Source organism: Streptomyces sp. NPDC048001 (assembly GCF_043203115.1).
In the GTDB taxonomy this organism is placed as follows: domain Bacteria; phylum Actinomycetota; class Actinomycetes; order Streptomycetales; family Streptomycetaceae; genus Streptomyces; species Streptomyces sanyensis.
The window spans coordinates 236,695-256,944 of record NZ_JBIDBN010000001.1; the positions used below are offsets into that span (position 1 = coordinate 236,695).

Here is a 20,250-nt window from a genome sequence, read left to right on the forward strand (position 1 = left end):
CCCCCGCCGCTGCGCCCCGGGCGCCCCGCACCCGTCCGCTCCCCGCTCCCTGCTCCCTGCTCCCTGCTCCCTGCTCCCTGCTCCCTGCTCCGGAGGTTGAACGATGTCCCTGTCCCCGCCCACATGGTCCTCCGCCGACCCGGTGCCGCCGAAGGACGAGGAGGAGCGGCTGCGGGAACTCGGCTACCAGCCGGTCCTGGCCCGCCGCATGGGCGGGTTCGGCAACTTCGCGATCAGCTTCTCGGTGATCTCGATCCTCTCCGGCTGCATGACGCTGTACGGCTTCGGGATGAGCGCCGGCGGCCCCTCGGTGATGCTCTGGGGGTGGCTCGGCGTCGGGCTGTTCGTGCTCTTCGTCGGCATGGCCCTGGCCGAGGTCACCAGTGCCTACCCCACGTCCGGGGCGCTGTACTACATGGCGGACCGGCTCGGCGGGCGCAAGTGGGGCTGGTACACCGGCTGGTTGAACCTGCTGGGCCTGCTGGGCGCCATCGCGGGCATCGACTACGGGTGCGCCCTGTTCACCGGCGCCTTCCTCAACCTCCAGTTCGGCATCGAGCCGACCGCGGGGTCCACGATGATCGTGTTCGTCTGCATCCTGCTGCTGCACGCCACCCTGAACCTCTTCGGGGTGCGCCTGGTGAGCGTGCTCAACTCGATCAGCGTGTGGTGGCACCTGGCGGGTGTGGCGCTGATCGTCGGCATCCTGGCCGTCGTCCCGTCCGACCACAGGTCCCCCGAGTTCGTCTTCGGCGAGTTCGTCAACGGCACGGGCTGGGACAACCCGGTGTACGTGGCCGCCATCGGCCTGCTCCTCGCCCAGTACACCTTCTCCGGGTACGACGCCTCCGCCCATCTGTCGGAGGAGACCTCCAACGCCTCGGTGGCCGCGGCCAAGGGGATCGTGCGGGCGATCTGGGTCTCCTGGATCGCCGGCTTCGCCCTCCTCGCGGGGCTCACCTTCGCGATCCAGGACTACGACGCCACCCTGAACAGCGCGACCGGCGTGCCGCCCGCCCAGATCTTCATCGACGCCCTCGGGACCGACGGGGCCTCCGCGCTGCTGCTGGTCGTCATCGCGGCCCAACTGTTCTGCGGCAACGCGGAGGTGGCGGCGGCGAGCCGGATGGTCTTCGCCTTCAGCCGGGACAACGCCCTGCCCGGCTCGGGCCTGTGGCGGCGGGTCAGCCGCCGGACGCAGACCCCGGTGCCCGCGGTGTGGCTGTCCGTCGGCTTCGCGTGCGTGCTGGCCCTGCCCTCGCTGTACTCCCCCACGGCCTACGGGGCGGTCACCGCGATCAACGTCATCGGCATCACCCCCGCCTACGCGATCCCGGTCCTGCTGCGCCTGCGCGCGGGCGACCGCTTCCAGCCCGGTCCCTGGAACCTGGGGCGCTGGAGCAAGCCGGTGGGCTGGGTCGCCGTCGGCTGGGTGGCCTGCGTGACGGTGCTGTTCTGCCTGCCCCAGTCCCACCCGGTGACCGCGGACTCGATGAACTACGCCTCGATCGCCCTGGTGGCCGTGCTGGCGCTCGCCACCGTGTGGTGGTTCGTGGCCCGCGGCTCGTACAGCACGCCGTCCGCCTACGGCAGTGCGCGGGAGGGGGCCGAGATCGAGGAGCACATCGTCTGAGGAACCGCCGGGGCCCCCGGTCCCGGCCGAGGAGCCGGGGGCCGCGGCGGTCCTCCGCCTCCGCCCTCGGGGAGGTGCCGCCGCCGGTCCGGGGGCCCCGGGGGGGGGGGCCCCCCCCCCCGCCCCGCGCGGGGGGGGGGCCCCCCGGCCGGCGGCCCCGGCGGGCGCGGGGGGTGGGCCGGCGCCGGTCCGCGCGGTCTGGCGGGCGCGGCCCCCCGGGCGGCCCGGGCGGCGGCACCTCCCCGGACGACTGCTCCGCGTCTCGGCACCCGTCCCCCGGCCGGCCAGCCGACGGGCCGGGCCGGGCCGGAACCTTGCGCGGGCACAGCGCCGGTCCTCTGCACCGGGAGGAGGCCGCCCGGCCCCGTCCGCGAGGCGGCGGGCGCCGCACGGAACGGGCACCCGGGCGTCGACGGGCCCCGGGGGCGCCCCCGAGGCTCAAGTTTCGCTCAGATCCCGAACGCGTGCGTACGCAACACCGTGTGTGAGTACTACTGTTCCCCGGGCCACCACGCGGGGCGCCCGACCAGCGCCCCGCCGCATTCCAGGGGGAAGAATGAGTCCGAGGACCCGGTTCCGCACGGCCGGAGCCCGACGAGCCGTCGCCACGGCGGGTGGTGCAGCCGTGGCGTCCGCCGTGCCGCGCACGGCGGACGCCACGGGCCCGGCTGCGCCCGGCAGCCCCTCCCGCCGCAGGGCGAGGAGGCCGCGACCCGCACGGTGCCCGGGCGGCACCCCTCCTCACCCCGCCCGGGCATGACCTGACACCCTCGCGGGTCCTCCGCCCGCGTCGCTCCCGGCCCGCCGCGGGCGCCCTCCACACCCGCGGGAGCGCGCCGGCCGCCCGCGCCGGGCCCAGGCGCCGCTCCCCGCACCGCGCCCCGCCGGTGCCGCCTCCCGGCGGCCCCGGCCCCCTCCCCCCCGTCTCCTGCACCCCTCACCCACACCATGCCGCGACAGCACCGCTTCCCCCTCATCGCCACCTCGGCGATCGCCGTCCTCATCCACCTCGCCGGGATCGCCGTCTACCTCCACGGCGGGCTCAGGGCCGCCGCGAACCTGGCCCTCCCCGCCATCGGTTCCCTCGTCGCCGTATGGCTCGTCAGGATCGGCGACGGCCTCGGCAAGACCCCCGGAAGGCGGCCGCGAGGCCGGTGACGCCCCGGCGCGGATGCCCCGCCGCCGGGTTGCCCGTCCGGGGCCGGTTGCGCGACACGCGCCGCACGGCGCCGCCCCGGAGGCCGTGCTCGGCGGAGACTGCGTGCTGGCACGGCGAGACCGGCTCCGGACCGGGCACGGGTCCCGGTCGCCGGCCGCTGTGCGTGTGCACTCCCTTTCGACGGCACACCCTTTCGACCCGAAGGAGCACCCGATGGCCCTGAGCCGTGAAGAGCGTGAGCAGTTCCTCGCCGAGCCCCATGTGGCGGCCCTGTCGGTCGACGCCGGCGCCAAGGGCGACCGCGCGCCGCTGACCGTGCCGATCTGGTACCAGTACACGCCGGGCGGCGAGGTGTGGATCCTGACGGGGCGCGACTCCCGCAAGGCGGAGCTCATCGCCGCGGCGCAGCGGTTCACGCTGATGGTGGACCGCCTGGCGCCGTCCATCCGGTACGTGTCCGTGGAAGGGCCCGTGACCGCCGTCGAACCGGCCACCCGGGAACAGCTGACCGAACTGGCCGGCCGGTACCTCCCGGCGGAGAAGGTCGCGGGCTATGTGGACTTCGCCTGGCGCAACCACGGCGTGCAGGTCGTGGTGCGGATGCGTCCCCAGCGGTGGCTGGGCACCGACATCGGCACGCTCTGACGCGCGGCCCCGGGGCCCCGGCCCCGGACGGCCGCCGGGGCCCGGGGGCGGGGGCCCCGTGCGCCGGGGTGGGCGGCGCCCTCAGCTCCCCGGACGGCCGGCGGCGTCGAGGAGCACCGCCGCCAGCTCGGCCGGGCGCGAGAACATCGGCCAGTGGCCCGTGTCCATCGTGACGTGGCGCCAGGTGCCGGCGGTCAGCAGCGCGGCGACGTCCGGGCCGGGCTCCGGGGCGTCGAGGAGGCAGCTGACGTAGGTGGAAGGCAGCTCCCCGACGGGCCGCAGAAGCCCGGCGGGATCGGTGAGCGAGGCCCCCGGGTGGGGTGTCGACCCGCTGACGATCTGCTCGATCCGGGCGTCCGTCAGATCCTGCCCCGCGTAGTCGGGAGCCGCCTGGGGCATCCACCTGCCTCCGGCTCCGGCGAGGGCCTGCTCGAAGGCGGGCCGCCCCTGCCACCAGACGGAGGCGAACGAGGCCCCTTCCGCGGGCACCACGGCGTCGACGTAGACCACATGGGCCAGGCGGTCACCGATCCGGCCGGCCGCCTGACCCACCGGAATGCCCGCGTAGCTGTGGCCGACGAGGACGACGTCGCGCAGGTCGCGGCGCTCGATCGCATCGACGATGTCATGGACGTGGGCCCCGGGCCCCACCTCCTCCCCCGCCCGCTCGGCGAGGCCGGCGAGGGTCAGCGCGTGGGCCCCGCACCCCGCCTCGCGCAGCACGGGGACGACCTCGTCCCATGCCCACGCGCCGAGCCATGCCCCTGGTACCAGTACGAAATCCGTCATGCGCCGACGCTAGCCGGGGGGTACGACAGCGGCCGGTGGCGCGGCAGGCGCCCGGGCCGCCGCGGCGGCCCGGGCCGTGCAGGACGCAGGGCCGCGGGCCACGGGGGCGGGGGCGGGGCGGCGCGGGTGCGGGGCGCCTGCCGCGTCCGGCACGGCGGGAAGCCGCTGGTCGACCCCTGCGTGCCCGTGCCGCGTCGCCGCTGGCGGGCGGCGGTCCGGGCGGCCCGGGGGCAGTGACCCTTGCGCCACCCTCCGTGGCCGAAAAGGGTGACAAGGGTTTTCCCCGTATCGCGTTCACCTCGGCGTTTCCTAATGTCTGCGCACCGGCGCATCCCGAACCTCCCTGACCCGCGAGCCCGACCCGGCTGGCCTGTCAGGTGCATGAAGGGATGCGCAGGTGTCGGTCCCACCCAGGGCCGACGTGCCGAGCGGCGGCGCGAGGGCTCACCCGGCCCGGGGAACCGTGGGACACGCAACCCCCACACTGCGCCACGGTTCCCGCGCCGCCCGCCCGCGCCACCAAACCGTCTTTGAGAGGAACACCTTGAACGGTTCCAGGCGGAGACTCATAGCCGTCGCGGCAGCGAGCGCCACGCTCGCCGGCGTCGTCGCAACGGCTCCCGTGGCGTTCGCCGCAGCGCCCATGGCTCCCGCATCCGACCCCGCACCGGCCTCGCAGTCGATGTCCACCCCGCCGGCCGCGCCGGTCGAGAAGGTCATCGTCACCTACAAGTCCGGTACGGCGGAGGCCGCGTCGAACGGCGCGGCCACCTCCGACGCCAAGGAGAAGGCCGAACGGACGGGCGAGGACCTGTCCTTCGAGCGCCGGCTCGCCGGCGGCCCCGCCCTCGTCGACCTGGGCGGTGAGGCGTCCTCCAAGGACGTCGCCGAGGTCATGGCGGCCTTCCGGGCCGACCCCGCCGTCGCCTCGGTGGAGCCCGACATCCGGGCCTACCCGATGGCCGCCACCCCGAACGACACCGAGTACCCGCGCCAGTGGGACCTGTTCGAGGCCACCGGAGGCATGAACGTGCCCCCGGCCTGGGACACCACCACCGGCAGCGGCGTCACCGTCGCCGTCATCGACACCGGCTACGCCGCGCACAGCGACCTCGCCGCCAACGTGGTGCCGGGCTACGACTTCATCTCCAGCTCCTCCGAGGCCCGCGACGGCAGCGGCCGGGACAGCGACCCGAAGGACGAGGGCGACTGGAACCTCACCGACGGCGAGTGCGGCCTGAACTCGAAGGCGGGCGACTCCTCCTGGCACGGCACGCACGTGGCCGGCACCATCGCCGCCGCCACGGGCAACGGCAAGGGCATCGCGGGCATCGCCCACGGCGCGAAGATCCAGCCGGTGCGCGTGCTCGGCAAGTGCGGCGGCTCCTCCTCGGACATCGCCGACGCCATCACCTGGGCCTCGGGCGGCTCCGTTCCGGGCGTGCCGTCCAACCCGACCCCGGCCAAGGTCATCAACCTGAGCCTGGGCGGCCCCAGCAGCAGCTGCCCGAGCGTCTACCAGAACGCCATCAACGGCGCCGTCTCGCGCGGCAGCACGGTGGTGGTGGCGGCCGGCAACAGCAACGCCAACGCCAACGCGTTCACGCCCGCCAACTGCTCCAACATCATCAACGTGGCGTCCACCAGCCGCGAGGGGAATCGTTCCTTCTACTCCAACTACGGCAGCATCGTGGACGTCTCGGCGCCCGGCGGCGAGACCCGCCGCGGCACCGACACACCCGGCACGGTGACCACGCCCCAGAACGGCATCTGGTCCACCCTCAACGCCGGTGCCACCGTGCAGGGCTCCGAGAACTACGCCCCCTACCAGGGCACCTCGATGGCCGCCCCGCACATCGCCGGGCTCGCCGCCCTGCTGAAGTCGGCCAAGTCCTCGCTCACCCCGGCGCAGATCGAGGCCGCGATCAAGGCCAACGCCCGTCCGCTGCCCGGCACCTGCTCGGGCGGCTGCGGGACCGGCATCGCCGACGCCGCCAAGACGGTCGAGGCCGTGACCGGCACCACCACCCCCGGTGGCTCGGTCTTCACCAGCACGGCGAACGTCTCGATCTACGACCACACCACCGTCACCTCCTCGATCACCGTGACCGGTGTCTCCGGCAACGCCCCCTCCGACCTGAAGGTCGGCGTGGACATCAAGCACACCTGGCGCGGCGACCTGGTCATCGACCTGGTGGCGCCGGACGGTTCGACGTACCGCCTGAAGAACAGCAGCGGCTCGGACAGCGCCGACGACGTGACCGGCACCTACACGGTCAACGCCTCCGGCGAGACCGCGGCCGGCACCTGGAAGCTTCAGGTCCGCGATGTGGCCTCCGGTGACACCGGCTACATCGACTCCTGGAGCCTCACCTTCTGACCCACCCGGTGACCGATGACACCGCAGGTCAGCGGCGCGCCCCACGGCTTCGGCCGGGGGCGCGCCCGCACGTCTCCAGGTCCGTACCTGTCCGCATGCCGGACAAAGCCCCTGGACGCCGCGGGCTGGGTTCGTATCCTCAGCCCGTACGGGCAGGGGGCCCGCGCACGCCGGAAGGTGGTGGTGGGCCGATGGAACCGGCGGAGAGCCGCACCGCGCCGGTCGGGCGGACCGATCTGCTCGCCCGGCTCGACCGCGTCCTCGCCACCGGCGGCCGGGCCCTGCTGACCGGCCCGCCCGGGGTCGGCAAGACCGCCGTGGCCCTCTCCGCGGCGGCGCGTGCCGAGGCCCGCGGGGAGGCGGTGCTGTGCCTGACCGCGCTCCCCGCGGACCGGGACATCCCCGGCGCCGCCGCCGCGGCCCTGATCGCCTCCGCCACCCTGCCCGGCGGGGACGACGGTGTGCTGGACGGCCTTCCCGGGCCCCAGCGCGAGGCGGTCGCCGTGCTCTGCCGGGAGACCCCCATGCCCGAGGGCGGCTGGGACCCGGTCGCGCTGCGCCTGGCCCTGGCCCACGTGCTGCGCCGCCTCACCGCACGGGGCCCGGCCCTGCTGGTCCTCGACGGCACGCAGGACATCGACACGGCCAGCGCGGACCTGCTGCGCTTCGCCCTCCATCTGGCCCCGCCCGCGCTGCGGGCGCTCGCCGTCCACACCCCCGCGGCCCACGACGGCCTGCCGGCCGAGCCCTGCGACCCCTCCGCCCACACGGCCGCGTCCCTGTGGGAGGCGTCCGAGGCGGAGGTCGTCAACGTGCCACCGCTGCACGCCGACGAGATCGCCGAACTGCTGATCCACCACCGGCTGCCCTCCCGGATGGCGGGCCGGATCCACAAGGCGAGCGGGGGCAACCCGCGCCTCGCCCTCGCGGTGGGCCGGTCCCTGGCCGACGCCCGCACCCCCGTCCACCACGCGGAGGCCCTGTCCCTGTCGGGCCGGGCACGCGATCTCGCCCGGTCCCTGATCGCCTCGGTCCCGGCCGAGGTGCGCGGCACCCTGCTGATCGCCGCCCTCGCGCTCCGCCCGACGGCCGCACTGATCCGGCGGGCCGGACGCCCCCGGGCCGAGGCCGAACTCGCCGCCGCGGAGCGCGCCTCGCTGATCCGCCTCACCGAGGACGGCACGGTGGCCTTCTGCGCGGGCATCATCCCGTCCACCCTGGTCCACGACGCCTGCTGGAGCGAGCGCAGCAGCGGGCACGCCGCGCTGGCGCTGGTGGCGGACGACCCCGTGGAGGCCGTCCGGCACCGGGCCCTGGCCACCGACGTCCCCGACGCCTCGCTCGCGGCCGAGGTGTCGACCGCGGTGGAGACCGCGCGGCGGCGCGGCAACAGCACCCTCGCCGCCGAACTGGCCCTGCTCGCCGCCGAGTCCACGCCGGGGCTCGACGGCGCCCGGCGCATCGCGCGGCTGGTGGAGGCGGCCGCGGAGGGCGCGCGGGCGGCCCGGGCCGACCTCACCATGCGGGCCGCGACGGACCTGCTCGCCCGGGACGCCTCCCCGGCCGACCGGGTGCGCGCCCGGCTCGCCGTCCTGGACACCGCGGGGCAGGGCCTGACCGGGCTCGACGGGCTCTACGCGCACGCCCTGGAGGACTCCGAGGGGGACACCGGACTGCGGGCGGCCGTGCTGCTGCGGCTGGCCATGAAGTACGTGCTGGCCGACGGCGATCCGGTGGCCTCGCGCGCCGCCGCCGTGGAGTCGGCCGCCCTCGCCTCCTCGGTGGGCGACGAGCACACCGCCGCCCGCGCCCTGACGGTGCAGGCCAGGATGGACCGCTTCCTGGGCTCCCCCGACGCGGAGTCGGTGCTGGCACGCGCCCGCGACCTGGAGGCCGCCGAGCGGCCGCTCGGCGTGTGCAACGCGGCCCAGATCCTCGGCGTCCGCCACGCCCTGTTCGACGACCGGCTCGCCGAGGCCCGGGCACAGCTGGCGGCCCTGCTGCCGCTGGTGGAGCGGCGCGGTCCGGTGGAGGACGCCATCGAGCTGTACCGCACCCTGGCCGAGGTGGAGGCGCGGCAGGGCCGCTGCGCCGACTCCCTGGCCCACGCGGGGCGTTCGCTGGCGTTGACTCTGGAGGCGGGCCTCTCCCCCGGGCCGGCCTGGTACGCGCTGGCCCTGGCGGAGGCCGCGGGCGGGAGCTTCGCCCGGGCCGCGAGCTATGCGCGCCGCAGCGTGCGCGCGTCGGAGGAGGAGGGCGATCATGTGTTCCTCTCCCGCAGCCTCTACGCACTCGGCCGGGTGCAGCTCCTGGTCGGCGACGTGTCCACGGCGCTGGGGACGCTGCGGCGGGTGCAGACGGGCGAGCGGGCGCAGGGGGCGGTCGACCCGTCGATGCTGCGGTGGCACGAGGAGCTCGCGGAGGCCCTGGTGGCGAACGACGCACCGGACGAGGCCGACGCACTGCTGGCCGAGGCCCGTCCGGTGGCCGAGCGCCTCGGCCGCCGGACGGTGCTGCTGGGCCTGGACCGGGCGGACGCCATGCGGCTGGCGGCCTGCGGCAAGCCCGACGAGGCGGCGGGGCTGCTGGAGCAGGTGGCGGCGGCGTACGCGGAGGCCGGTCTGGTGCTGGAGCACGGCCGCGCGCTGATCGCGCTCGCGCGGGTGGAGCGGCGGCGACGGCGCCGCTCGGCCGCCGCGGCCGCCCTCACCACGGCGGCGACGGTCTTCGACCGGGCGGGCGCGGCGCCCTGGCTGGCCCTGGCGACCGAGCAGCCGCCTGCGGTCTCCGAGCCGACCGGCACCGGGCCGGGAGGCGCCCTGGCCGCCCTGACGGAGGCGGAGCTGCGGCTGGCGCAGCTGGTGGGACAGGGGGCGAGCAACCAGGAGGCGGCGGCGAGGCTCTTCCTCAGCGTGAAGACGGTGGAGGCCCGTCTGACCCGTATCTACCAGAAGCTGGACGTCCGTTCGCGGTCCCAGCTCGCCACCGCGCTCAACGCCTGACACCGCCGCGGGGCGCTCGTGCGGGACCGTGCCCAGGGGCCGCAGGGCAGGGGCCTGGCCGTGGCGGCGGGTCCCCGCGGAAGCGGCGGCCCGGGGTGGGGAGCACCGCCGGGGAGGGGGACGCACCCCGCGCCGCGGCGGTGCACGGCCGCCCGGCGGCGGGGCCCTGCCGGACCGGCGCGGCTGCCGCTGCGGCAGCGCCGCCGCGGACGGACCGCGGCAGGCCCGCGCCCCCGCGGCACGGGCGCGCCCGCCGCCCGCCCCTCTCCCGAGGGGCGCGAGCGAGGCGGCGTGATCCGCCCAAGCGGACCAGCGTCCGGCCCCGCACGTCACCTGTTGGGGCCACAGCCGCGCACCATGCCCCCCGCCTCCGCCGCCGCACGGCGCACCGGTGGGACCTTGGGCGGCGACCCCGCGCGGCCCCGTCCGGGACCGGGCCGCCGTCTCCCGCGAGAGAATCGGAGCGACCGTGCGACATCGCAACATCCTCCTGCTGAGTGCCGTCGTGTCGGGCCTGTCCGTCGGGGCGTCCTACGCCCAGCCGCCGACCGCACCCCCGGACCGGCACCGGGGGATCGCCCAGCAGGGCGTGGTGCGCAGCGGCGACACTCCCCTCTCCGCGGCCCGGGTGACCCTCTACCAGGCGGGCGACGGCACGGGGAGGGGCGCCCGCGCCCTGGCCCGGGCCCGCAGCGACGCGCAGGGCCGCTTCCGGCTCGTCTACCAGCGGCCCGCCGAACCCGGGGCCGTGCTGTACGTGACGGCGGACGCACCGCGGGGGAAGCAGCGCGGACGGGCCGGACACGGCGTCGCCCCGGTCCGGCTCACCACCGTCCTCGGGCACGCCGGGCGCCGGGCGCCCATCGTCGTCAACGAACGCACCACGGTGGCGGCCGGGTTCGCGATGGCGCAGTTCACCAAGGGGTCCGAGATCTCCGGCGGACACCCCGGCCTGCAGAACGCCGCCGGGGTCTCCCACAACCTGGCGGACATCGCGACCGGCGACGTCGCCCGGGTCCTCGCCACCGCCCCCAACGGACGCGAGACCTCGGCGATGCGGGCCTTCAACTCGCTGGCCAACATCCTCTCGGGCTGCACCGCCGGGGAGACCTGCGGGGACCTGTTCGCCCTGGCCACGCCTCCGGGCCAGAGCCCCCCGCGGGACACCTTCCAGGCCGCCGCCGACATCGCCCGGGCCCCGGGCCACGACGTGGACGCGCTCTTCGGCCTCGCCTCCGTACGGCCGCTCTACACCCCGGCCCTGGGCGAGGCCCCCGACGCCTGGACCATCGCCCTGCGCTACGTGGGCAACGGCCACGAGATCGACGGCCCCGGGAACGTCGCCTTCGACGCCGAGGGCACCGCCTGGATCGCCAACAACTACGCCTTCGGCTCGGACCCGCTGACGACGGCGTGCGGCTCGCGGATCCTGTCGCGGCTGACGCCCACCGGCGAGGCCGTGCGCGGAGCCCCCTACCGGGGCGGCGGGCTGTACGGCGCGGGATACGGCGTCACCCTCGACCCGCGGGGCCGGGTCTGGGTGGGCAACTTCGGCTTCCAGGGCACCGGATGCCCGAACGACGCCAGTCGGCTGTACCGGAGCGTGTCCGAGTTCACGCCCAACGGCCTGGCCCTCTCCCCGCCGTGGGGCTGGCGCCGGGGCGACATCCTCCAGCCGCAGGGCATGATGTCCGACCGCGGGGGCAACGTGTGGGTGGCCAACTGCGGCGGCCGCAGCGTCACGCGCATCCCGCAGGGGCGGGCGCGCGACGCCCGCAACATCTCCTTCGGCGACCGGATCGTCAAGCCCTTCGACGTCACGGTCGACACCTCGGGCCGTACCTGGGTCACCGGCAACGGCACCGACAACGTGGGGCTGCTCTCCCCCTCGGGCGAACTCCTCCGGACGGTCGAGGGCGGCGGCATCAAGCGCCCCATGGGCATCGCCTCGGACAGCCTGGGCAACGTCTGGGTCTCCAACGGGGGTGTGGTCGTCGCCCCGTGCGAGGGCACCACTCCCGCGATGCTGGCGGAGGCGGTCGTGGACATCGTCACCCGGCACGTGGACGCCTCGGTCACCATGATCCGCCCGGACGGCAGCACCCCGCCGAAGCCGTTCGTCAACGACGGCCTGTTCCTTCCCTGGGGCATGGCGGTCGACGGCGCCGACACGGTCTGGGTGTCGAACTTCGGCGGCCGGAGGGTGGCCAACCTCTGCGGCGCACGCGTCTCCGCCTGCCCGCCGGGGCTCACGACGGGCGACCCCATCTCCCCTGCGGACACCGGGTACACCAGCGACGGCCTGGAACGGAACACCGCCGTCCAGATCGACCCGTCCGGCAATGTGTGGCTGACGAACAACTGGCGGAACGTGCCGGTGCAGACCAACCCCGGCGGGCTGGAGATGGTCGTCTTCGTCGGCCTGGCCGCCCCGGTGAGGACTCCGCTGCTCGGCCCGCCGCGGCAGCCCGGAGGCCACCGGTCCTGAGACCGGCGTCCCCCGGGTCCGGCCCCGCGCCGGAGCGGCCGGCCCCGGTGGCCGGCCGCTCCACGGCGGTTGCCGATCCGGCGCGAAGCACCGCCCGTACACTGGCCCCCGAACGACGGAGCGGGCCGAGCAGGCCGTCCGGAGCCGCCCAGACCCAGGGAGCACGCGTGCCCGGCCAGCGATCCATCACCGAGGCGGAGCGTCTCGCGGAGGCGAGGCTGGGCGGCATGCCGCTGCGGCGCGAGCAGATGGCGGCCGTGGCCAACATCCACCGTGCGGCCTCGGCGGTGCGGCACCATCTGGAGCACTCCGTGCTGCGCGGCTCGGACCTCAGCTGGACCGCCTTCGTGGTCCTGTGGGTGGTGTGGGTCGGCGGCGAGTCGGAGACGCGCCACGTCGCCGAGGAGGCGGGTGTCTCCAAGGGGACGCTGACCGGTGTCGCGCGCACCCTCGAGTCCCGCGGCCTGCTCACCCGCACCGGTCACCCCACCGACGGCCGGCTCGTCCTGCTGCGGCTCACGCCGGAGGGGGAGGAGTTCATGCGGCGCGTGTTCCCTGCGTTCAACGAGGAGGAGGTCTTCGTGACCTCCCGGTTGAGCGACGGGGAGTGCCGGGACCTCGCGGAGGGGCTGCGGCGCGTGGTGCTGCAGGTGGAGCAGCACGGCGAGGAGCGCCGCAGGGCGCTGCTGGACGGGGCCCAGCCCCCTCCCCGGCGCAGCGGCCGACGGGCCCGGGGCTGAGGCACCGGCGCGCCGGGCCGCGCTCAGCGCCTCGCGCACGGCCGCGGCCCCTCGCGCTGCTCGGGCCGGGTGCCGACCCGCATCAGCGCCTCGCGCGCGCGGCCGAGACCAGCGCCTCGAACAGCCGCTGCTGTGCGGGGTCCTCCCCCGCGGTGTCCTCGGGGTGCCACTGCACGCCCAGGAACCAGCCGCGGGCCCCGGGGGCCTCCACCGCCTCGACGGTGCCGTCGGCGGCCCGGGCGGTCACCTCCAGCCCCGCGCCGAGCCGGGCGACGTGCTGGTGGTGGTAGCAGGACGCCTCGATGCTCCCGGTGCCGGTGAGGTCCGCCACGGCGGACCCGGGGGCGAGGGAGACGGGGTGGGTGAGGTGGCGGTGCTCCCTCCCCGGCCCGCCCATGTCCTGGTGCAGGGTGCCGCCGCGCGCGGTGTTGACCACCTGCAGCCCGCGGCAGACCGCCAGCAGGGGCAGCCCCAGCGCGAGTGCGCCGCGGGCCGCGTCGAGGTCGAAGGCGTCCTGCTCCTCGTCCACGTCGTACACGGAGGGATGCGTCTGCTGCACCCCGTAGCGGTGGGGTGCCAGGTCCCCGCCGCCCGGCAGGAGCAGGGCGTCGAAGCGGCTGAGCCGGGCGGCGGTGCCCGCCGGGTCGCAGCGTCCGCCGGGAGCGTGGGGATGGAGGGCGACGGGTTCGCCGCCGGCCCGCCACACCGCCTCCATCAGGGCCCGGGCGCTGGTCTCGGCCGCGTGGCGCAGCGCCGAGGCGGTGGCGGAGAAGCGGGCCGGGACGGCGACGAGGGGGCGCGCGGCGGTCACAGCCGGATCCAGGTGGTCTTCAGGTCCGTGTACTTCTCCAGCGCGTGGGCGGACTTGTCACGTCCGTTGCCCGACTGCTTCATTCCGCCGAAGGGCACCGTGAGATCGCCTTCCTCGTAGCAGTTGACCCAGACGGTGCCGGCTCTCAGCGCCCGCGAGACCCGGTGGGCGGTGGACAGGTCGGAGGTCCACAGCCCGGCGGCGAGTCCGTAGTCGGTGGCGTTGGCGAGGGCCACCGCCTCGTCGACGTCGTCGAAGGTGTGGACGGACAGGACGGGGCCGAAGACCTCCTCGCGGGCCAGCCGGCTGCCGGCGGGGACCCGGTCGAGCACGCTGGGCCGGAGGTAGGAGCCCCCGGTCCCGGCCGGCAGGGGCTCGCCGCCCGTCCGGAGGCGGGCGCCCGCGTCGACGGCGCCGCGGATGTGGCCGCGCACGCGTTCGAGGTGGTCCGGGCCGATCAGCGGGCCCATCTCGGTGGCGGGGTCCAGGGGATCGCCGACCCTGAGGCGGCGGGCCCGTTCGACGACCGCCTCGGTGATCCGCTCGGCGACGGCGGAGTGGACGAGGAGGCGGGAGGGGGCGGTGCACATCTCGCCCTGGTTGAAGAAGATCCCCCAGGCGGCGGTGGCGGCTGCCAGGTCGAGGTCGGGGGCGTCGGGAAGGATGATGTTCGGCGACTTGCCGCCGAGTTCGAGCCAGACGCGCTTGAGGTTGGAGTCGGCCGCGTAGCGCAGGTAGTGGCGGCCCACGGCGGTGGATCCGGTGAAGGCGAGGACGTCGACGCCGGGATGGAGCCCGAGGGCCCGGCCGGCGACCGGCCCGTCGCCCGCGACGACGTTGAGGACGCCGGGCGGCAGACCCGCCTCGGTGGCGATCCGCGCCAGCAGCAGCGCCGACAGCGGCGAGCGCTCGGAGGGCTTGAGGACGACCGTGCATCCGGCGGCCAGGGCGGGGGCGATCTTCCAGCCCGCGAGCGTCAGGGGGAAGTTCCAGGGCACGACGGCGCCCACGACACCGGTCGGCTCCCGGGCGACCAGGGCCAGGGCCTCGGGGGTGGTGTGCGGGGATGCGTCGGCGAGTTTGTCCGCGAGCTCCCCGTACCAGCGGAGGGTGGCGAGAAGGGCCCGCAGTTCCACCTCGTAGGCGTCCCTGACGGGCTTGCCCATCTCCAGGCTCACGGTGAGCGCGAGATCGGCCCGCCGCTCCTCGACCAGGTCGGCGAAGCGGAGCAGCGCCCGGCCCCTGGCGGCGGGCGCCAGCCGGGGCCAGGGGCCGGTGTCGAAGGCACGGCGGGCGGCCGCGACGGCCAGGTCGACCTCCGCGGCGCCCGCGTCGGCCACCTCTGCCAGCACCGTGCCGTCCCGGGGCGAGACCACGGCGAACACGGCGCCGCCCTCGTGCGCGGAGCCGTCGATGTGGTGGGCTCCGGCGAGGCGGAGCGCAGCCGCCCTGCGGGTCCAGTCGTCTGCGGTGGCGTCCACGGTCGTTCCTCGTTTCATGGGGTGGGTGCGGAGGCGGGCCGTATTTCATTTGAGGTCAAACAATGACGGCGGAAACCGTCGGGCGCGGGAGCGGGACGCGGGGCCGGCGGGTCCCGCGACGGCTCGTCCGGCGCTCAGCCCTCCGCCGGACCCGCACCGCCCCCGGCCGGATCGGCGTCCCCGCCGTCCCCGGCCGGATCGCCGTCCCCGCCGTCCCCGGCCGGGTCGCCGTCCCCGGCCAGCCGGGCGAGCAGCAGCCGCAGCTCCGCCAGCGCCTCCTCGGTCACGTCACGCTCCCCGAAGACGAGCTGGTGCAGGACCAGACCCTCCAGCGCGGCGAACACCAGCCGGGACAGCCCCCGGTCGACCGGCCGGTCGAGGACCCGCGACAGCTCGCGGCGGGCGCTGTCGAAGTACTCCGTGTAGAGCGCCCGCAGCGGCGGCATCAGCTCCGGCATGCGCCGGGCCTCCAGCAGCAGCTCGTACTGGAAGGCCTGGAGTTCCGGTCCGGACTCGACCATGGCGCCCAGCCCCGACGCGAAGTCCTCGGCCCGCCCGGAGCCGCCGCCCAGGGCGTTGACCCCGAGCGAGGAGCGCACGGCGTGGTCGACGGCCTCCTCGATGAGGGCGTCGCGGGAGCCGAAGTGGTGGACGACGAGCCCGTGGGTGACGCCCGCCTCCTCGGCGACCGCCCGGTAGGTCAGCTTGCGCAGACCGCCCCGGGCCACCACGCGCACGGCGGCGTCCAGCAGGGCGCCCCGGCCCGACCCGTAGTTGGTCACGCGCTTGCGGACGCGGCGCCCGCCGGCGGGCTCGACGGAATCGCTCATGGCACCGACCCTACCGGCGGGCCGCCCGTCACCGCCGGGGCGGTCTGATGCCGCGGAACTCCCAGTCGCCGCCGAGCGCGGTCGAGCGCACCTCCTCGGACTCGGTCGGCTGGGCCCCCACGTCGCTGCGGACGGGGGTGGGGCCGGTGACGACGTGGTTGGTGAGCCGCCCGAGGCCCTCGACCTCGACCTCGACCACGTCGCCGGGCCGGACGGGGCGGGAGTTGGCCGGTGTCCCGGACAGCAGCACGTCCCCCGGGCAGAGGGTGATGGTGCGGGCGATGTCGGCCACGAGGTAGTGCATGTCCCAGGTCATCTCGTCGGTCGAACCGTCCTGCACCACCTCGCCGTTGACGCGGGTGCGCAGCCGCTTGCCGCGGAAGTCCCAGTCCGTGACGAGGCCCGGCCCGAGCGGGCAGAGGGTGTCGGAGCCCTTGACGCGCAGCATGGAGCCCGCGTCGGTGTCCCGGAAGTCGTGCAGGCCGAAGTCGTTGGCGATCGTGTACCCGGCGATGTAGTCCCCCGCGAGAGAGGGCGGGATGTTGCGGGCGGTGCGTCCGATGACGATGGCGACCTCGCCCTCGTAGTTGAGCCATGCGCAGCCCTCCGGGCGCACGACGGCACCGCCGTGGCTGTTCAGCGCCGAGACGGGCTTGTGGAAGTAGGTGGGGGTGCCGGGCAGCGGGATGCCGAACTCCTCCACCCGGCTGCGGTGGTTGAGATGGACCGCGATCACCTTGGTGGGGACGACGGGCGGCAGGTGGCGGGCGCTGCGGACAGCGACCCGGCGCCCGTCGCCGGCGACCAGTTCGTCGCCGTCGCGGACGGTCTGGAGTGCTGCGCCGTCGAGGAGGACGCGGCGGTACTCGGGCATGGGGAAGCCTTTCTAGGCGCTGTGGCGGGAGGGGGCCGGCCCGGGTGCACCGGTGCCGGTCCAGCCGTCGGCGGGGCGTTCGAACCACAGGTGCACCTGTCCGGTGCCGACGGAGTTCTCGTAGGCGCCGTACTGCCGCCCCGGCGCGGTGCACTCCTGCTCCCCGAGGGCACCGGCCATCATCAGGTAGTGGAAGAACCTGGCCTCGGGCCGGAACGCCCAGAACTGGTCCATGGTGTCGAGGACCCGGCCGTGGCGGCCCTGCTTCAGCCAGGCGATGCGTTCGAGGTCGGCCGCCCTCGCCTCCGGGGTGAAGATGTGGGCCGGGTCGCTGGCCTCGTGGTCGCGCAGCTCCCGCAGCGGCCAGAAGGTGTGCGAGAGGGCGCCGGAGGCGATCAGCAGCACCCGGCGGCCCGGTGTGGCGGCGATGCCGTCGGCCAGGGCGCGGCCCAGGCGCAGATGGTCCTCCATGTCGCCGGTCTGGCAGACGCCGATGGTCACCCAGCGCTTGCCGGGCAGGCCCTTGCCGAGATAGGTCCACAGGTTGAGGGTGGCGTAGTAGATCGGCAGGTAGGCGTCGTCGATCGGGGTGATCCAGGTGCCGTGCCGGTCGGCGAACGAGGCGATGTTGCGGGCGAGTTCGGGATCGCCGGGGAAGTCGTAGGGCATTCGGCACATGCCCCGGGGCAGCTCCTCGGAGGTGAAGAGGCCCGCCCGGCGCGACTGCGCGGTGACGACGAACTCCACGGTGGTGGCCCAGTGGGAGTCCAGTACGACGACGGTGTCGTAGTCGTCGCGTTCGAAGACGTCCCGGCGCAGCTCCCGCAGCCCGGTGACGAGGGTGATCTCCCTGCCCTCGTTCAGCTCCCGCCGGGTCCGCTCGGGCAGGACGATGGTGGGCACGTGGGCGAGCAGGCCCGCGCCGGTGATCTCACCCATGGTCGCTCCATCCCCCGGGGGCGGTCACGGTGTTCTTCAGGTCGCAGTAGAAGTCGAAGCTCCAGGTGCCGCCCTCGCGCCCGACGCCCGAGTGCCGCGAGCCCCCGAAGGGTGCCCGGAGGTCCCTGACGAAGAAGCAGTTCACCCAGACGGTGCCCGCGACCAGCCGCTCGGTCACCCGTGCGGCGCGGGCGCGGTCGCCGGTGGCCACGGTCGCGGCCAGGCCGAAGCGGGTGTCGTTCGCGAGGCGCACGGCCTCGTCCTCGGAGTCGAAGCTCTGCAGGGTCAGGACGGGGCCGAAAACCTCCTCCTGGACGATCTCGGAGTCCTGCTCCACCCCGGTGAGCAGGGTCGGCGCGTAGTACCGCTCCCCGACCCGGTGTCCTCCGGCGACCGCCCGGGCGCCGGAGGCGAGCGCCCTGCGCACGAAGCCGTCGACGCGTTCCAGCTGCCGGGGGTGGATGGTGGGGCCGATGTCGGTGGCGTCCTCGCGCGGATCCCCCTGCCGCAGGCGGGCGATCCGGCCGGCGAGCCGGCGGGTGAACTCCGGGGCGGCGGAGCGCTCCACCAGGATGCGGGTGGCCGCGAGGCACACCTGGCCGGCGTTGTCGTACTGCTCGACGGCGAGGTCGACGGCGAGGTCCGGGTCGGCGTCGGCGAAGACCAGCAGGGGGGACTTCCCCCCGAGTTCGAGGCTCAGCGGGGTGAGGTTCGCCGCGGCGGAGGCCGCGATGCGCCGTGCGGTGGGCACGGATCCCGTGAAGCTGACGCGGCGCACGTCGGGGTGCCCGGTGAGGGTGCCGCCGATCTCCGAGCCGTAGCCCTGGACCACGTTCAGGACGCCGGGGGGCAGGCCCGCCTCGGCGGCGATGTCGGCGAGCAGGGAGGCGGTCAGCGGGGACCACTCGGCGGGCTTGAGCACGACCGTGTTGCCCGCGGCCAGGGCCGGGGCCACCTTCCAGGTCGCGAGCATCAGGGGCGCGTTCCACGGGGTGATCAGAACGCAGGGACCGGCGGGGTCCCAGGTGACGTGGTTGGTGTGGCCCCGGGTGAGGAACTCCTCGTGCTCCAGGTGCAGCAGCCGGTCGGCGAAGAACCGGAAGTTGTGGGCGACGCGGGGCATGACGCCGCGCCGGTGGGAGCGCAGCAGGGCGCCGTTGTCCATGGTCTCGACCAGGGCGAGTTCCTCGCTGCGCCGCTCGACGCCGTCGGCGATCGCGTGCAGCACGCGGGCGCGTTCGGCGCGGGAGGCGGCGGCCCAGCCGGGGAAGGCGGCCCGGGCGGCGGCGACGGCCGCGGCGGCCTCCTCCGGGGTGCCCCGGGCGACTTCCCCCAGGGGGGTCCCGTCGACGGGTGAGATGTCGGTGAAGGTGCCGCCGGAGGCGACCCGTTCGCCGCCGATCCAGTGCCGGGTGTCGACGGGGACCCCGGCGACGGTGGTGGTGTGTGCGCTCATGGCCTGCTGCTTCCTGGTGCTCGGTGTCGACGGGTGCTCATGCGGCGCCGGAGGTGTGCGACTCCAGGAGCCGGCCGCCGTCCCAGACCACTCCGACCTGCCGGTAGTAGGCGCCGATCGGCTCGCGGACCTCCAGGCGGGACAGCTCCTCTCCGGGCGCCTCGAACAGCTCCAGGTCCGCGTCCCCCACCCAGGGCTGTCCGCCCTCGAAGGACGCGGCCCCGGACTCGACCAGCTCGTCGAGGGCGAGGCCCCCGCCCTTCTCGATCGAGGGCAGCCACCGGTGGTGGGCCATGGGGTGGCCGTTGACGAAGCCGTTCGTCGGCGACGGCTCGCGCAGGGTGACGACGGCCTGGGCAAGCCGCCGGTCGGACGCCGCCAGGGTGGCGCCGAAGCGGGCTCCCGCCTCGATGCGCGGAGCGGGCCCGAAGGGGTGGGGGCGGGTCTGGTGGAGGGAGCCGAGCTTCTTCGGGTAGCCCTGGTGCAGTCCGCGAGCGACGGCGAAGTCCTTGTCGACCCAGATGTGGACGCAGCGGCTGTAGGTCCGCCCGCCGTAGCTGCACCGGACGACGGCGAACGCCTCCTTGTACTGGGACCGCACCGGGTCGAGCAGTTCCCGTCCGGAGCCGGAGCAGGACTGCCAGTCGGCCCAGACCAGGGCGACCGCGCCGGGGTCCTCCTCGGCCGGCTCCAGCGGTTCGGGCAGCAGTTCGCGCACCCGGGCCGGGTCGGTGCGGTACTCGACGGTCAGCAGGTCGCCCGAGTAGTGCCAGGGAGGCGGGGGGATCAGCGACGAGGCACCCGTCGCCGTCTTGGGGTGGAAGAACCCACGGACAGTGGTCACTGAAGACTCCTTGAACGGCTGGGCCGCCGCACGCTGCGGCGCGGTGGCGCCCGGCGGCCGCGGGCCGGGGCAGGCGGGGCGCGCGGACGGGGAGGCCGTGCGCCGGGAGGGTGAGTGGGCCCGGCCGGCGGACGGTCGCAGCCGGGCCCGGCCAACGGGCTACGGCTGGCACCGCGTAA

15 protein-coding genes are annotated in these 20,250 nt (G+C 75.4%); 7 read left to right on the forward strand and 8 right to left on the reverse strand.

Features of this window, described 5'->3' with window-relative positions:
• Positions 1-103 precede the first annotated feature (103 nt).
• The 3 genes from ACGF15_RS00985 (at position 104) to ACGF15_RS00995 (ending at position 3,437) form a co-directional block, all read left to right on the forward strand.
• A complete protein-coding gene (locus ACGF15_RS00985) occupies positions 104-1,633 on the forward strand; it encodes an amino acid permease (RefSeq protein WP_345608475.1) in 1,530 nt (509 codons plus the stop codon).
• A 948-nt stretch (positions 1,634-2,581) separates the two neighbouring features.
• Positions 2,582-2,791 carry a hypothetical protein gene (locus ACGF15_RS00990; protein WP_345608477.1) on the forward strand — a complete coding sequence of 70 codons (210 nt, stop codon included), beginning with the start codon at positions 2,582-2,584 and terminating at the stop codon, positions 2,789-2,791.
• A gap of 214 nt (positions 2,792-3,005) precedes the next feature.
• Positions 3,006-3,437 (forward strand): pyridoxamine 5'-phosphate oxidase family protein, encoded by a 432-nt coding sequence (locus ACGF15_RS00995; protein WP_345608479.1) that lies wholly within the window; start codon positions 3,006-3,008, stop codon positions 3,435-3,437.
• 81 nt (positions 3,438-3,518) lie between these two features.
• On the opposite strand, the gene ACGF15_RS01000 is transcribed toward ACGF15_RS00995, so the two are convergent.
• The gene (locus ACGF15_RS01000; RefSeq protein WP_345608481.1) at positions 3,519-4,226 is read right to left on the reverse strand and encodes an alpha/beta hydrolase; all 708 of its coding nucleotides are present in this window, start codon (positions 4,224-4,226) and stop codon (positions 3,519-3,521) included.
• A 682-nt stretch (positions 4,227-4,908) separates the two neighbouring features.
• Here ACGF15_RS01000 and ACGF15_RS01005 point away from each other — a divergent pair.
• From ACGF15_RS01005 to ACGF15_RS01020, 4 genes are all read left to right on the forward strand, one after another.
• The gene (locus tag ACGF15_RS01005) at positions 4,909-6,606 is read left to right on the forward strand and encodes a S8 family serine peptidase (protein WP_392796877.1); all 1,698 of its coding nucleotides are present in this window, start codon (positions 4,909-4,911) and stop codon (positions 6,604-6,606) included.
• Positions 6,607-6,797: 191 nt separating this feature from the next.
• Positions 6,798-9,608, forward strand: coding sequence for an AAA family ATPase (locus ACGF15_RS01010; RefSeq protein ID WP_392796490.1), 2,811 nt, complete (start codon positions 6,798-6,800; stop codon positions 9,606-9,608).
• A gap of 469 nt (positions 9,609-10,077) precedes the next feature.
• On the forward strand, positions 10,078-12,096 hold the full coding sequence (locus ACGF15_RS01015; protein WP_392796491.1) for a hypothetical protein: 2,019 nt from the start codon (positions 10,078-10,080) through the stop codon (positions 12,094-12,096).
• Between the two features lie 167 nt (positions 12,097-12,263).
• The gene (locus ACGF15_RS01020; protein WP_345608486.1) at positions 12,264-12,836 is read left to right on the forward strand and encodes a MarR family transcriptional regulator; all 573 of its coding nucleotides are present in this window, start codon (positions 12,264-12,266) and stop codon (positions 12,834-12,836) included.
• 82 nt (positions 12,837-12,918) lie between these two features.
• Here ACGF15_RS01020 and ACGF15_RS01025 read toward each other — a convergent pair whose 3' ends face one another.
• The 7 genes from ACGF15_RS01025 to ACGF15_RS01055 all read right to left on the reverse strand — a co-directional run bounded on the left by ACGF15_RS01025 (position 12,919) and on the right by ACGF15_RS01055 (position 20,071).
• The gene (locus ACGF15_RS01025) at positions 12,919-13,647 is read right to left on the reverse strand and encodes a gamma-glutamyl-gamma-aminobutyrate hydrolase family protein (RefSeq protein WP_345608488.1); all 729 of its coding nucleotides are present in this window, start codon (positions 13,645-13,647) and stop codon (positions 12,919-12,921) included.
• Positions 13,644-15,146: an aldehyde dehydrogenase gene (locus ACGF15_RS01030; protein ID WP_392796492.1), complete on the reverse strand. Its 1,503-nt coding sequence runs from the start codon at positions 15,144-15,146 to the stop codon at positions 13,644-13,646. Before ACGF15_RS01030 ends, ACGF15_RS01025 begins: the two co-directional genes overlap by 4 nt.
• Positions 15,147-15,262: 116 nt before the next feature.
• Positions 15,263-15,958, reverse strand: a complete 696-nt coding sequence (locus ACGF15_RS01035) for a TetR/AcrR family transcriptional regulator (protein ID WP_392796493.1) — start codon at positions 15,956-15,958, stop codon at positions 15,263-15,265.
• Between the two features lie 28 nt (positions 15,959-15,986).
• Positions 15,987-16,832, reverse strand: a complete 846-nt coding sequence (locus tag ACGF15_RS01040) for a fumarylacetoacetate hydrolase family protein (RefSeq protein WP_392796495.1) — start codon at positions 16,830-16,832, stop codon at positions 15,987-15,989.
• 12 nt (positions 16,833-16,844) lie between these two features.
• Positions 16,845-17,771 (reverse strand): 3,4-dihydroxyphenylacetate 2,3-dioxygenase, encoded by a 927-nt coding sequence (locus tag ACGF15_RS01045; protein WP_345608496.1) that lies wholly within the window; start codon positions 17,769-17,771, stop codon positions 16,845-16,847.
• Positions 17,764-19,227: an aldehyde dehydrogenase gene (locus ACGF15_RS01050; protein WP_345608498.1), complete on the reverse strand. Its 1,464-nt coding sequence runs from the start codon at positions 19,225-19,227 to the stop codon at positions 17,764-17,766. The genes ACGF15_RS01045 and ACGF15_RS01050 overlap by 8 nt, the downstream gene beginning before the upstream one ends.
• A 37-nt stretch (positions 19,228-19,264) precedes the next feature.
• Positions 19,265-20,071, reverse strand: coding sequence for an acetoacetate decarboxylase family protein (locus ACGF15_RS01055; protein WP_345608500.1), 807 nt, complete (start codon positions 20,069-20,071; stop codon positions 19,265-19,267).
• Positions 20,072-20,250: the final 179 nt, after the last annotated feature.